15 protein-coding genes are annotated in these 13,780 nt (G+C 63.6%); 6 read left to right on the forward strand and 9 right to left on the reverse strand.

Annotated elements, in window-relative coordinates; all coding sequences use genetic code 11:
• Positions 1 to 67: 67 nt before the first annotated feature.
• Genes E5W87_RS03390 through E5W87_RS03405 form a run of 4 tightly spaced genes read left to right on the forward strand, consistent with a single transcriptional unit; the run spans position 68 to position 4,150 of the window.
• Positions 68 to 1,636 carry a sugar ABC transporter ATP-binding protein gene (locus E5W87_RS03390; RefSeq protein WP_292393994.1) on the forward strand — a complete coding sequence of 523 codons (1,569 nt, stop codon included), beginning with the start codon at positions 68 to 70 and terminating at the stop codon, positions 1,634 to 1,636.
• Positions 1,633 to 2,613: an ABC transporter permease gene (locus tag E5W87_RS03395; protein ID WP_292393996.1), complete on the forward strand. Its 981-nt coding sequence runs from the start codon at positions 1,633 to 1,635 to the stop codon at positions 2,611 to 2,613. Before E5W87_RS03390 ends, E5W87_RS03395 begins: the two co-directional genes overlap by 4 nt.
• Entirely contained in the window at positions 2,610 to 3,596 is a 987-nt protein-coding gene (locus tag E5W87_RS03400; protein WP_292393998.1) for an ABC transporter permease, read from the forward strand. Before E5W87_RS03395 ends, E5W87_RS03400 begins: the two co-directional genes overlap by 4 nt.
• A 29-nt stretch (positions 3,597 to 3,625) precedes the next feature.
• Positions 3,626 to 4,150 carry a gluconokinase gene (locus E5W87_RS03405; RefSeq protein ID WP_292394000.1) on the forward strand — a complete coding sequence of 175 codons (525 nt, stop codon included), beginning with the start codon at positions 3,626 to 3,628 and terminating at the stop codon, positions 4,148 to 4,150.
• A 40-nt stretch (positions 4,151 to 4,190) separates the two neighbouring features.
• Here E5W87_RS03405 and E5W87_RS03410 read toward each other — a convergent pair whose 3' ends face one another.
• Positions 4,191 to 4,640: an Rrf2 family transcriptional regulator gene (locus E5W87_RS03410; protein ID WP_006202816.1), complete on the reverse strand. Its 450-nt coding sequence runs from the start codon at positions 4,638 to 4,640 to the stop codon at positions 4,191 to 4,193.
• A 251-nt stretch (positions 4,641 to 4,891) separates the two neighbouring features.
• A complete protein-coding gene (locus E5W87_RS03415) occupies positions 4,892 to 5,878 on the reverse strand; it encodes a sulfate ABC transporter substrate-binding protein (RefSeq protein ID WP_292394002.1) in 987 nt (328 codons plus the stop codon).
• A gap of 278 nt (positions 5,879 to 6,156) precedes the next feature.
• On the opposite strand from E5W87_RS03415, the gene E5W87_RS03420 reads away from it, so the two are divergent.
• The gene (locus E5W87_RS03420) at positions 6,157 to 6,429 is read left to right on the forward strand and encodes an antitoxin (protein ID WP_292394074.1); all 273 of its coding nucleotides are present in this window, start codon (positions 6,157 to 6,159) and stop codon (positions 6,427 to 6,429) included.
• Entirely contained in the window at positions 6,430 to 6,828 is a 399-nt protein-coding gene (locus E5W87_RS03425; RefSeq protein WP_292394004.1) for a type II toxin-antitoxin system VapC family toxin, read from the forward strand.
• 12 nt (positions 6,829 to 6,840) lie between these two features.
• On the opposite strand, the gene E5W87_RS03430 is transcribed toward E5W87_RS03425, so the two are convergent.
• The 7 genes from E5W87_RS03430 to pbpC form a co-directional block, all read right to left on the reverse strand.
• Entirely contained in the window at positions 6,841 to 7,881 is a 1,041-nt protein-coding gene (locus E5W87_RS03430) for a sulfate/molybdate ABC transporter ATP-binding protein (RefSeq protein WP_292394007.1), read from the reverse strand.
• Positions 7,882 to 7,948: 67 nt separating this feature from the next.
• Positions 7,949 to 8,833 (reverse strand): sulfate ABC transporter permease subunit CysW, encoded by an 885-nt coding sequence (gene cysW, locus E5W87_RS03435; protein ID WP_292394009.1) that lies wholly within the window; start codon positions 8,831 to 8,833, stop codon positions 7,949 to 7,951.
• Entirely contained in the window at positions 8,826 to 9,677 is an 852-nt protein-coding gene (gene cysT / locus E5W87_RS03440) for a sulfate ABC transporter permease subunit CysT (protein ID WP_292394011.1), read from the reverse strand. The genes cysW and cysT overlap by 8 nt, the downstream gene beginning before the upstream one ends.
• A gap of 31 nt (positions 9,678 to 9,708) precedes the next feature.
• On the reverse strand, positions 9,709 to 10,737 hold the full coding sequence (locus E5W87_RS03445; protein WP_292394013.1) for a sulfate ABC transporter substrate-binding protein: 1,029 nt from the start codon (positions 10,735 to 10,737) through the stop codon (positions 9,709 to 9,711).
• Between the two features lie 244 nt (positions 10,738 to 10,981).
• A complete protein-coding gene (locus tag E5W87_RS03450) occupies positions 10,982 to 11,158 on the reverse strand; it encodes a M15 family metallopeptidase (protein WP_292394015.1) in 177 nt (58 codons plus the stop codon).
• A complete protein-coding gene (locus E5W87_RS03455; protein ID WP_292394017.1) occupies positions 11,155 to 11,703 on the reverse strand; it encodes a M15 family metallopeptidase in 549 nt (182 codons plus the stop codon). The genes E5W87_RS03450 and E5W87_RS03455 overlap by 4 nt, the downstream gene beginning before the upstream one ends.
• 1 nt (position 11,704) lies before the next feature.
• Positions 11,705 to 13,780, reverse strand: a complete 2,076-nt coding sequence (gene pbpC / locus E5W87_RS03460) for a penicillin-binding protein 1C (RefSeq protein WP_292394019.1) — start codon at positions 13,778 to 13,780, stop codon at positions 11,705 to 11,707.

The following is a 13,780-nucleotide window of genomic DNA, read 5'->3' on the forward strand; positions in this document are numbered from 1 at the left end:
ATCGCTCGACGCCGCGGGATAATCCCGCGGCGTCGGTCCCGAAGAACAAGCGCCTTGGGAGGGGCCGATGGACGGTGCGGTTCCACTCTTCCGGATGGAGGGCATATCCAAGCGCTATGGCGGTGTGCGGGCGCTGGAAAAGGCCGAGCTTTCGGTCACGCCAGGCAGCATTCACGCCATCCTCGGCGAAAATGGCGCCGGCAAATCGACGCTGATCAAGGTGATGGCCGGCGTCGTCGCGCCTGACGAAGGCCGCATGATGCTTGACGGAAGCGAGGTGACCTTCGCTTCGCCGGCCGCGGCCAACCAGGCCGGCATCGTCTGCATTTTCCAGGAACTGTCGCTCGTCCCCGAACTCAGCGTCGCCGATAACATCGTCATTTCCGATCCGCCCAAGCGCTTCGGCATGATCGACCGCAAGGCGCAGCGACGCGTTGCGGAAGAAGCGCTGGCGCGCGCCGGCGCTGCCGACATCCACCCTCTGGCGTTGGTCAAGGATCTTCCTCTTTCAAGAAGGCAGATGGTCGAGATCGCCAAGGCACTTGCCAGGAAGCCGCGCATCCTGATCCTCGACGAGGCGACCTCGGCGCTGACCGCGGCCGATGTCGCCAAGATTTTCGGCGTGTTGAAGCGACTGCGCTCGGAAGGGCTGGCGCTGCTCTACATCTCGCATCGGATGAACGAGATCGCCGAGCTAGCCGACCAGTGCACGGTGTTCCGTAACGGCCGCAATGTCGCCAGCTATGCCGCAGGCACGAAGGGCGACAACGAAGTCGTCGAGCTGATGATCGGCCGCGAATACAGCCACATCTTTCCACCAAAGCCGGTGCGCGCGCCGGCCACCGCCGCGCCCGTGCTGGAGGCGCGCAAGCTGTCCTGGACCGACCGGCTGGACAATATTTCGCTCACGGTCAGCGCAGGCGAGGTCGTCGGCCTCGGCGGTCTCGACGGCCAGGGCCAGCGCGAATTGCTGCTCGCGTTCTTCGGCGTGCTGCGCGGCCTCAGCGGCCAGATATTGATCGATGGCAGACCGGTGGCGATCTCCAGTCCGGCCGCCGCGCGCGATGACCGTATAGGCATGGCGCTGATCCCGGAGGATCGCAAGACGGAAGGCCTGATGCTGCCGATGACGGTGCGCGAAAATCTCTCCTTCGCGGCACTCGACCGGCTGTCCAGGGCCGGCATCATCGACCGCGCCGCCGAGCAGCGGCTGATCGACGACATGGTTGCTTTGCTGGCGATCAAGACGGCGGGCCTCGACATTCCGGTCGGCGCACTGTCCGGCGGCAACCAGCAGAAGGTCGTCATCGCCAAATGGCTGATGCGGAAGCCGCGCATCATCCTGCTCAACGACCCGACGCGCGGCATCGATGTCGGTACCAAGCAGGAACTCTATCAGCTGATGCGCAAGCTTGCCGACCAAGGCGCTGCGATCCTGTTTTACTCCACCGACTATGACGAGCTGATCGGCTGCTGCGACCGGGTGCTGGTGCTCTATGACGGGGCGGTCAAGCGCGAGCTGGTCGGCGCCGAGATCACCGAGCGGGCGCTGATATCAAGCGCGCTCAACATCCATGGCGAAGAGATGGCTGTCACAGGCATGGCGAAGACGCCAGCCCGAGGAGCGGACGCGTGAAAGATTGGCGCTACTGGCTTGCCGAACAACGCGGAACGCTGCTGGCGTTCGGCATCTTCATCGTGATGTTTATCATCTACACTTCGAACCATCCTGCGGGCTTTACCGCCAATGTCGTGCAGACGGCTTCCAACAAGGGCGTGCTGCTCGCCTTCGTCGCCATGGCGCAGACGCTGGTGGTGATCACCGCCGGCATCGACCTTTCCGTCGGCATGATCTTCACGCTGACCAACTGCCTGGCCTCATGGCTGGTCATCGGCACCGGCATCGAGACCGCGTTCGGTGTCGTCGCGGTGCTTGGCACCGGGCTGCTGTGCGGGGCGATCAACGGCGCCATCGTCATCTACGGACGGCTGCAGCCGATCGTCACCACCATCGCCACGGGTGCGGTCTATTTCGGCATCGCGCTGCTGCTGAGACCGTTCCCGGGCGGTTCGGTCAACGAGGATCTCGCCGACGCGCTGACCGGGCGGTTGTTCGGCGTGGTGCCGGCGAGCCTGGTGGTGCTGCTGGCCGTCGTGCTCGTCGTCTGGGTGCCGTTCAGCCGCTCGGTGCTCGGCCGCGCGGCCTATGCCGCGGGCTCTTCGGAGATGGCGGCCTACATGTCCGGCGTGCCGATCCGCCGCGGAAAATTCACCGCCTATGCGCTGGCCGGCCTGCTGGCCGCGATCGGCGGATTGTTCCTGACCTTCTTCACCTATACGGGCGAGGCGGCCTATGCCAGCGGCAATGCCTATACGCTGTTCTCGATCGCCGCCGTGGTGCTTGGCGGCGTCTCGCTGTTCGGCGGTAAGGGAAGTGCCATCGGCGCGATCTTCGGTGCGCTCGCCTTCCGCACCATCGGCGACCTGCTCTTCGTCTTCGATTTCGATCCGCTTTGGCAACCGCTGTTCCAGGGCGTCATCCTGCTGATCGCGGTCAGCCTCGGCGCCTTCGCCCTGTTCAGGGTCCGCAACCGGCTGGAGTGGTTCCTGTGAGCGAAACGACCATCGGCGGTATCGCCGGCCGCATGCCGAAATTCATCCGCCGCGCCGACCCCGCGGTGCTGACCGCCTTCGCCTGCATCGTGCTGCTGCTGTTTGTCGGCAGCCTCTATTCGCGCAGCTTCCTGTCGCCGGAATATCTGCTGCAGCAGCTCAAGGTGGCGTCGTTTCTCGGCGTCATCGCCACCGGCATGATGCTGGTCATCCTGCTCGGCCAGATCGACCTGTCGGTGCCATGGTCCGTGGCGGCGGGCGCGATGATGGCCTGTGCGGCCGCCGCCTATGGACCGGTCGGCGTGGCGCTGGCCATCCCGTTCGGCATTTTCTGCGGTGTGGTGATCGGCGTCGTCAACGGCATCGGTGTCGCTTATCTGCGCATTCCCTCGATGATCATCACGCTCGCCACCAATGCCGTCGCGCAAGGGCTGATGGTGGTCTATACGGGCGGCTTCTCGCCGCAGGATTCGGCGACCCCGGCGATGCGCTATCTGGCGACCGGCTTTGCCATTCCGGGTGTGCCCAACGCCGTCATCATCTGGGCGCTGATCGGTGCGGCGATGGTCTTCGTGCTTACCCGCACCGGCTTCGGCCGCACGGTCTACGGCATCGGCAATCGCGAGCGCGCCGCCTATCTCTCCGGCATCGATACGCGGCGCGTGGTGTTGATCGCCTTCGCCGCGTCCGGTGGTCTCTCGGCTTTCGGCGGCGTACTTCTGGCCGGCTATGCTTCCAAGGCGGCCCAGTCTATGGGCGACGCCTATCTGCTGCCGTCGATAGCAGCGGTCGTGCTTGGCGGCACCTCGATCCTCGGCGGGCGCGGCTCCTATCTTGGCACGGTCGCTGGCGTGATCCTGATCACGCTTTTGCAGTCCATTCTTTCGGTCATGCAAATGCCGGAGGCGGGGCGGCAGATCATCTACGGCGTCGTCATCGTCGCCATGCTCCTGCTTTACGGCCGCGCGCCGGCCAGCCGCTGACCCGCATCGTGGACGAAAAGGCAGCACAAATGCAGGATCCCGTTCGGTCCGCACCGGCCGTCGTGGTGATGGGCGTCGCCGGTTGTGGCAAGTCGGCCGTCGGCGAGGCGCTGGCCGCAGCATTGGGCGCCACCTTCGTTGAGGGCGACAGGCTGCATCCGCCGGAAAACGTCGCGCGCATGGCAAGCGGTGAGCCGCTGACCGACGCATTGCGCGAAGGCTGGCTCGACGCGATCGGCCGGCGCGTTGCGGGATCGGTCGGCGATGGGCAAGGCGTCGTCGCCGCCTGTTCGGCGCTGAAGCGCAGCTACCGCGAGCGTCTGCGCGGCTTTTGCCAGAATATCGTTTTCCTCTATCTGGAAATCGATCCAGCGACCGCAAAGCAGCGTGTCGGCTCCCGCCAGGGCCATTTCATGCCGGCAAGCCTGGTCGACAGCCAATTCGCCACGCTTGAAGCGCCGGCAGCCGACGAGAACGCGTTGACGCTGGATGCGACGCGCCCGATCGCCGACATTGTCGCCGATGCCGTGAGCCTGTTCGAGGCGAATTCATGAGCCGGCTCGCCGGCGCGGGTCTCGCTTTCGGGGTGCCTGTTCAGATCTGCGACGTCAGTTCGACCGGAAAATCGTCATTGTCGGCATCGCGCATGGCGGCGAGGCTGCGATTGTCCAGCACCTCGGCGATCGCCTGGCGCACCTCCAGCATCATGTGCCTGACCTGGCAGGTCGCCTCGTCGCAATCCTCGCAGCGCTGATATTGGGTGCGGCTGGCGCAAGGGATCGGCGCCAGCGGCCCGTCGAGAACACGCACGACATGGCCGATCTTGATCTCGGAGGCCGGCCGGGCGAGGCGATAGCCGCCTTCCTTGCCCTTGCGGCTCTGGACAAAGCCGGCATTGCGCAATTCGCCCAGAATAGCATCCAGGAATTTCTTCGGGATGTTGTTGGCGACCGCAATGTCGTTGACGAATGCGAGCTGGCCGACCGGCAGGCCGGACAGATGCACGAGGGCCTTGAGGCCGTATTTGCCTTTTTTGGTCAGCATGCCCGAGTGAACCCATGAAGCCCCAACCACCCGCGTTTGGCGGCTGTTTGTGTGCAAATCATGACGGTTGAGCCGCGCGATGCCGTTCGCGCAGACAAGCCGCCTGCTGACACATTGCGCGCAAACGCGTTGATTCTTCGTAACGTTTTGGACAGCGGGCGCCCGGAAAGCGGGAAATCTCCTTTCTAGAGCGTAAAACGAAGAAAGCCGGCAAAAACCGGCTTTCTTATCAGTTTCAAAGATCGCTTGCTTCAGCGGCTACCATAGGTCTGGTCGAGCAGTCCGCCGGCTGCAAAATGTTCGGCCTGGATCTTGGCCCAGCCGCCGAAGACGTCCTCCACCGTCAGCAGGCGGACATCGGGAAACTCAGCCTTATATTTGGCGGCGACCGCCGCGTCGCGGGCCCGCAGGCCGTTGCGGGCGGCGATGTCCTGGCCCTCCGGCGTATAGAGGAAGTCGAGATAGGTCTTGGCGAGATCGCGTGTGCCGTGCTCATCGGCGACCGTGTCGACGATCGCCACCGGAAACTCCGCCAACAGGCTGACCGAGGGCGTCACCTGCTCGAACTTGTCCTCGCCATACTCCCTGCTGATACCGCGGGTTTCCGACTCGAAGGTGATCAGCACGTCGCCGATTTCGCGCTGCACGAAGGTGGTGGTGGCGGCGCGTCCGCCGCTGTCGAAGATCGGCACGTTGTTGAACAGTTTGGTGACGAATTCCTTCACCTTGGCGTCGTCGCCCTTGAAGGCTTCCTTGGCGTAGGCGGTGGCCGCGAGATAGGTGTAGCGCGCATTGCCCGACGTTTTCGGATTGGGGAAGATCACCTGGACGTCGTCGCGCACGAGATCGTTCCAATCCTTGATGTTCTTCGGATTGCCGGCGCGCACCAAAAAGGACGGCAGCGAATAGAAAGGCGAGGCGTTGTCGGGGAAGTCTTTTTGCCAGTCGGCGGAGATAAGACCCTTCGAGACCAGAAAGTCGATGTCGAGGACCTGGTTGAAGGTGACGACATCGGCGCCGAGACCCTCGGCGATGGCACGCGCCTGCGCCGACGTCCCGGCATGCGACTGATCGATGGCGACGCCGGGGTGCCCAGCGACGAAGGCCTTGTTGACCTGCGCAAACAATTCGCGGCCGACATCGTAGGACGCGTTCAGCAGCCTGTCGGCCGACCAGGCTTGGGAGGATGCGAGGAACAGGCCGGCCGCTGTGGCGACGCCAAGCAAAAATGGCTTCATGAAAACAGGCTCCAATGCAACGCGCTTATTGCCGAACCATAGTGGCAAGACATCATGCGCGACGAGATACGTAGAACGGCTCAGTCACGTTATTGCGAGAAAAATATTTCCTCTTCGGCCTAGTATTAGTATTTTCTTCCAAGCGGGGTCTTTCCAGGCGGCTTGGGAGTGATCGTTTCGCGTGCACGATGTTTCCCGGCCGGCCAATGCGCTGGCAAGATGGTTGCATCACGGCACTATTTGGCATATACAAGTGGTATATACAAGGAGCCGTCGCTATGCCCCAGCATCGCCATTCAACAACGCCACCGAAGGAGGCGAAGCTGTTTCGCAACAATCGCAGCCAAGCCGTGCGCATTCCTGTCGAATTCGAGCTCCCCGGCGAAAAGGTCTTGATCAGCCGTGAAGGCGACCGCTTGGTCATCGAGCCGGTCCGCAAACCTGGCCTCACGGCTCTGCTTGCGCAATGGGCGAAAGAGCCGCCGCTCGACCCCGAGGAAGACTTCCCCGAGATTGAGGATATGCCTGTCAAATCCGAGGATTTTTTTTAAATGCGGTTCATGCTGGACACGAACATTATCAGCGACATGATCCGAAACCCGGCAGGCAGAGCCGCCAGCGCCATCCTGCGCGTTGGAGACGCCGCCGTGTGTACCAGCATCGTGGTCGCCTCGGAACTCCGATATGGCTGCGTCAGGAAGGGATCGGTCAAGCTGCTCAAGAAGGTCGAGGAATTGCTGGCTGAGATCCCTGTCTTGCCGCTCGATGTGCCGGTGGATGCCAAGTACGGCGCGATTCGCGCCGAGCTGGAACGCATCGGCCAGACCATTGGCCAAAACGACCTTTTTATTGCTGCCCACGCCTACGCACTGGGCACTACCCTAGTGACGGCCAACACGGGAGAGTTCAATCGGATCAAGGGCCTGAAGGTCGAGAACTGGCTGGTGTAGCGCCGGATAGGATCAAGCGGCCGGAAAAAGCTTCCAGCGCCGCGGCCTAAACGCAATGCGACTTTTCTGCGCCGCCGGATGGTCGACGGGCAACTCGACCTCGACCCGCTGACGCTCGCCGCCGATTTCGAGCTCCACGCGCCTGGTGTCGGCGACGCGACGACTGGCGACGACCGTGCCGGCGATGCAGCCATTGCATTCGTCCACCAGCTCGACATCGTGCGGGCGGAAGAACAGCGTCGCTTCGCCCTGCGGCGCCTGTGGCGCGGAGAGGCCGATCGGGCGGTCGGCGATCCAGACCTGGCCGTCCTCGACCTTGACGGGAAGCGAGCTCGATTCACCGATGAAGCCGTAGACGAAGGGCGAATTCGGCGTGTCGTAGATTTCATCGGCGGTGCCGACCTGCTCGATGCGGCCCTGGCTCATCACCACGACGCGGTCGGCAAGCTCCAACGCTTCTTCCTGGTCATGGGTGACGAAGACCGTGGTGTGGCCGGTGGCGTCGTGGATGTCACGCAGCCAGCGGCGCAACTCGCGGCGGACCTGGGCATCGAGCGCGCCGAACGGCTCGTCCAGCAAAAGCACGGCCGGTTCGATCGCCATGGCGCGGGCCAGCGCCACACGCTGGCGCTGACCGCCCGAAAGCTGCGCCGGATAGCGTTTTTCCAAGCCGGAAAGCTGGACGAGGTCGAGAAGCTCGGAGGCCCGGCGGCGGATTTCCTGCGCTGACGGACGTGTCGGCCCGTGCCGGACCTTGAGTCCAAAGCCGATATTGTCGGCGACCGTCATATGGCGAAACAGCGCATAATGCTGGAAGACGAAGCCGACATTGCGCTCCTGGATCGACTTTTGCGACGCGTCTTCCTCGCCAAAGAATATCTTTCCCTTCGTCGGCCGCTCCAGCCCGGCGATCAGCCTGAGCAATGTCGTCTTGCCGGAGCCGGAAGGCCCGAGCAACGCGATCAACTCGCCGGACTTGATGTCGAGCGATACGTCTTGGAGCGCCGGAAACCGCTCAAACTCCTTGCGCACGTTGGCAACGCGAACTTCCATCAACCGTCCCTTTTTGTCGATGCATGTCGTTATCCCAAAACCGCTACAGACTTTTGGGCAACAGGCATTAATGTCCGCGCGTCGCGGCGATCTCGGCGCCGTAGCGCATTTCGAGAAGTGTTTTCAAGACCAGCGTGACGAGCGCCAGGCCCGCGAGTAGCGAAGCGACGGCGAAGGCGGCGGCGGCATTGTACTCGTTGTAGAGGATTTCGACATGCAGCGGCATGGTGTTGGTCAGCCCGCGTATGTGGCCTGACACCACCGACACCGCGCCGAACTCGCCCATGGCGCGGGCATTGCACAACAACACGCCGTAGAGCAGCCCCCATTTGACGTTGGGCAGTGTCACGTACCAGAAAGCCTGCCAGCCATTGGCGCCGAGCGACAGCGCTGCCTCCTCGTCGCCATTGCCCTGTTCCTGCATCAACGGGATCAGTTCGCGGGCGACGAAGGGGAAGGTGACGAAGATGGTGGCGAGCACGATGCCCGGCACGGCAAACAGGATGACGATGCCATGCGCCTTCAGCCAGGCGCCGAGCAGGCCCTGTGCGCCGAACAAAAGCACATAGACCAGGCCGGAGATAACCGGCGAGACCGAAAACGGCAGGTCGATGAGCGTGGTCAGGAAGGCCTTGCCCTTGAACTCGAACTTGGCGATCGCCCAAGCGGCGGAGATGCCGAAGACGACGTTGAGTGGCACCGAGATCGCCGCCACCAGTAGTGTCAGGTGGATCGCCGAGCGCGTGTCTGGGTTGGTCAGCGCCTCCGTGTAAGCGCTGAGACCTTTTGCGAAGGCTTCGTTGAAGACGACGATCAGCGGCAAGAGCAGGAAAATGCCGAGGAAGGCGAAGCTCACGATCATCAGCACGGCTTTCGCCGGGCGGCTTTCGGTCACTGCCGCCGACTGGCTTTCGTGGTGCGGTGCGTAGGATTTGATCTCCGGATCAGCCATAGCGCTTGCGGCTCCACGTCTGCACCAGATTGATGACCAGCAGCATCACGAACGACAAAGCGAGCATGATTGCGGCGATCGCGGTCGCCGCCGCATAATTGTATTCCTCCAGCCGGATGACGATCAGAAGCGGCGCGATCTCGGATTTGTAGGGCAGGTTGCCGGCGATGAAGATGACGGAGCCGTACTCGCCGACACCGCGCGCGAAAGCCAGCGCGAAACCGGTGACGATGGCGGGCGCGAGGCCCGGAAGCAGAACCCGGGCGATGGTCTGGAAGCGATTGGCGCCGAGCGTCGCGGCCACTTCCTCCACCTCCTTGTCGATCTCCTCCATGATCGGCTGGACGGTGCGCACGACGAAGGGCAGGCCGATGAAGATCAGCGCGATGACGATGCCGAGCGGCGTGTAGGCGACCTTGATGCCGAGCGGTGCCAGCAGGCTGCCGAGCCAGCCATTCGGCGCGTAGAGCGTGGTCAGCGCAATGCCTGCGACCGCTGTCGGCAGCGCGAAGGGCAGGTCGACCATGGCATCGACGATGCGGCGGCCAGGAAAGTTGTAGCGCACCAGCACCCAGGCGACGATCGTGCCGAAGACGACATTGACCGCGGCTGCAATGAAGGCGGTGCCAAAACTGATTTCAAGCGCGTTGATAGTGCGGCGATCGGTGGCGATCGCCCAGAAATCGGCCCAGCCGAGCGCGGCCGATCGCCAGATCAGCCCCGATAGGGGGATGAGGATGATGAGCGTGAGGTAGGCAAGAGAGAAGCCGAGCGTCAATCCGAAACCCGGAATGACGCTCGGCTGTCTGAACCGCCACCTCGCTTTTGCGGGTGCTGTGGTCATGTCGTCCTGATCTAGAGTCTAGCTATTGGGCCTACTGGGCTGGCTTGTAGATCTGGTCGAATATACCACCGTCGCCGAAATGGTAAGGCTGTGCTTTCTTCCAACCGCCAAAAAGCGGATCGTCGATGGTGATCAGCTTGATCTCCGGCAGTTTGGCGAGGTCCTCCGCCGGCACCAAATCGGGCTTCGACGGGCGATAGTGGTTCTTGGCGATGAGCGTCTGGCCTTCCTTGGAGTATAGATAGCTCAGATAGGCTTCGGCGACTTTTCGCGTGCCCTTGGCATCGACGTTGGCGTCGACTACGGCGACCGGCGGCTCGGCCAGGATCGAGGTCGGCGGGTAGACGATGTCGAAATTGTCGGCGCCGAACTCGTCGAGCGCCAGATAGGCCTCGTTTTCCCAGGCCAGCAGCACGTCGCCCAGGCCCTTTTGTGCGAAGGTCACGGTCGCGCCGCGCGCACCGGTGTCGAGCACCGGAACATGGGCGTAAAGATTGCCGACGAATTCCTTGGTCTTGGCCTCGTCGCCGCTATCCTTGGCGTTGGCATAGGCCCAGGCGGCGAGATAGTTCCAGCGCGCGCCGCCCGAAGTCTTGGGGTTCGGCGTGATCACCTGGACGTCGTCCTTGACCAGATCGCCCCAGTCCTGGATGCCCTTCGGATTGCCCTTGCGGACAAGGAAGACGATGGTCGAAGTGTAGGGCGCCGAATTGTTCTCGAACTTGGTCCGCCAGTCGGGATTGATCTTCTGCGATTTCGAGACGATGGCGTTGATGTCACCTTCGAGCGCCAGCGTCACCACGTCGGCGTCGAGGCCGTCGATCACGGCGCGGGCCTGCGCGCCCGACCCGCCATGCGACTGCTGGACGGTTACCGTCTCACCGGTCTCGGCCTTCCAGTGGGCGACAAAGGCCTCGTCGAATTGCTTGTACAGCTCACGCGTCGGATCATAGGACACGTTGAGGATGGTGGTATCGGCAAACGCGAAACCGAGCGTTCCGAATTGGACCGATGCAGCGACAAGGGCGCCGAGCAGTTTCCTGAAATGAGGATTGGTCATTTACGCCTCCGTTGAGATCACTTCAAATCTACTGAATTGGTAGAAATTAGATGCACTCAATGTTGCTTTTTTTGCGCTTTCGAAGCAATTTTTCGCTGACTTTTGGCCTCATGAAGAAATTCTTTCCTCTCGACGCCGGGGTACCGAATCCGGGCTCATGAAGCGATCTATCTAGAGACAGGTCGCGCCTCGGCAATGGCTGGATGAGGCCTGGGCGCGATTTGCTTTCGCGGCTGCCAGTGATTCAGTCGGCGGTGACGAGAAAGTCGAAGCGCTGCTTTGGAAACGGCTCGTTTTCCAGCGTGAAGTGCCACCATTCGCGCGGATAATTCCTGAAGCCGCCGGCGCGCATGGCCTCGACAAGCCTCTTGCGGTTTGCCGTTGCTTTTTCGGCGAGCGGACGGTGCGCCGTTTCGCTCATCGGGTCGAAACAGTCGAAGCCGGTGCCGAAATCGAGCGTGTCGGCATCTGATACACCGCAGGCCGGTTTCGGGCGGTGTTGCGGTCGGCTCGCGCGATTGCGACATCGACGGTCGAGCCGCGCGAATGGGTCGACAGTTCGCCGATATAGCCTTTGGCGATGAGGTCCTTGCGCTTGACCGCCGGATACCATTGTGGGTCGGGTGGTCCGCCTTCCCCAGTCCATTCGCCCATGTCGGAGACGGCGCGTGCCGGGCGGTAGCAATCGAACACGACCAGCGTCAGCCCCTCGGCGGCGATCGCTTTCTGGACGCCGGACAGCGCTTCTGCCGCTCGCACGGTGAGTATGCATACCGGCGCATCGTAGCCGGCCGCCTTGCGACGCAAGAAATTGTCTGTGCGGGCATAGCGGATGTCCTGCCGGATGGTGCGATCGACGTCGGCCAGCCGAACGAAGCCGGCGGGGAGATCTGCAGCGAAAACCGGGAACATACCGGCAGCCGACAGCAGGGCGCAAAACGCAATGCGCTGAATCGCTTGGCGCATTCTATTCAACGAACACTTTCACGCTTGCCGCGCGCCCTACCGCGTCGATCACGGTCAGGGTCGAATAGCCGGCGCCGTCCGGTTGCCAGGTCGCGCTACGCCGCCGGTCGATGCCGACCAGCGGCTTGCCGTTGGCCAGCCAGCGGAACGGCGCGCGGCCACCTTGCAGCTTCAGCACCAGCGGCGAGGCCTCGGCGGTAGTGGTGTCGAGATCGACGCGGGCGCCATCGGGCGGAAAGATGATCGTCGGCGCGGGCTCGGTCGGTGTCGCCTGGACCAGCCCGTCGGCGCCAAAACCGAAACGCGCCAATGTCACCGGCAGATCGTCGCGCCCGGGTCTGACGACGCCGGCCGGCCGGCTTGGTAGCGGCATGGCGGCCAGGCCGGAGCGGACAAACCCCTCGAACAGGATGGGTGCGGCCGAGACATAGCCGGACAGGCCGGGCACCGCACCGGCATCGGGACGGCCGGCCCAGACGCCCAGCACGTAGCGCCCGTCGAAGCCGACCGACCAGGCATCGCGGTAGCCGTAGGAGGTACCGGTCTTGTAGGCGATACCGCGCTGGACCGCACCTTCGGGCGGCTTGACGCCCGACAATATGTCGGTGATCTGCCAGTTCGCCTGATCGTCGAGGATGGTAACCGTGGAGCGTTCGGCATTCGCCGGCTCGGTGCCGTCATGCAGCGTGTGCGCCTTGCCGCCATTGGCAAGCCCGGCATAGAGCTGGACGAGGTCGCGCAGCGTCACGCCGACGCCGCCAAGACCGATGGCGAGACCCGGCGGCTTGTTGACGGGCAGGATCGGCGTGACGCCGGCCTGCCGGAAGCGCGCGAGCAGCCGCGCCGGCCCGACCGCGTCGAGCACCCTGATCGCCGGCACATTGAGCGACAGTTGCAGCGCCTGCCGGATGCTGACGTCGCCTTGGTAGCCCATGTCGAAATTCTTCGGCCTATAGCCGGAGAAATCCGCCGGACTGTCGTCGATCAGCGTTTCCTGCGCGACAAGCCCCTGCTCGAAGGCGAGCCCATAGATGAACGGCTTCAGCGTCGAACCTGGCGAGCGGACGATCCTGGTCATGTCGATCCAGCCGGAGCGGCTGGCGTCGAAATAGTTGGCGGAGCCGACCTCGCCAAGGATGTCGCCGGTACGGGCGTCGGCCAGCACCATGGCGACCGACAGGCGGGGTCCGAGCCTGGTGGCGGCATCGTTTGCCACCTGTTCCAGCCCTTCCTGGACGCTTTTGCGGATCGTCAGTCGCAACGGCTGGCCGGCGACCGCTTTGGGCAGAACCGCATAGGCGGCATGGGCGGCGAGCGCCGGCAGCGTGCGGCGGATGCCTGAAACGTCATCGAGCGCGGCACGTGCGGCCTCGCGCTCGCCAAGCAGGCCTGATGAGACCATGCGCGCCAGCACCCGATCGCGGGCAGCGTGAGCGATTGCGAGGTTGCGGTCGGGCCTGCGCTTTTCCGGCAATTGCGGCAGCGCGACGAGCAGGGCCGCCTCCGAGACCGTCAGCCGCTTTGGCTCTTTGCCGAAATAGGCCAGCGAGGCGGCGCGCACGCCTTCGAGATTGCCGCCATAGGGCGCCAGCGTCAAATAGCGTTCGAGGATCTCGCGCTTGGTGAGCCGCCGCTCGATCTGTAGCGCGCGCAGCATCTGCTTGATCTTCGAGCCGAGGCTGCGGCTGTCGCGCGGCTCTGCCAGCCTGGCAAGTTGCATCGACAGCGTCGAGCCGCCGGAGACGATACGGCCATTGGTCGCGAACTGGCCGGCGGCGCGGGCCAGCGCCAGCACGTCGACGCCCTGATGATCCCAGAAGCGCTTGTCCTCGTAAGTCACCAGCATGTCGACGAGCTGCTTGTCGACCTGGTCGAGGCGGGTGGCGAGCCGCCAATAGCCGTCCGGCGTGGCGAAGGCCCGCAACAGCTGGCCGTCGCGGTCCTGCACTTCGGTCGACACCGTCAGCGCTGCCGGCAGCGGTGGCGGAAAGGCGCGGTCGAGCTGCCAAAGGGTGGCGGTGGCAATTGCCACAAGGCCGGCGAGGGAGGCACCTGTGACGGCTGCCCGGTGCAGGAT

Source organism: Mesorhizobium sp. (assembly GCF_004962925.1).
Taxonomy (GTDB): domain Bacteria; phylum Pseudomonadota; class Alphaproteobacteria; order Rhizobiales; family Rhizobiaceae; genus Mesorhizobium.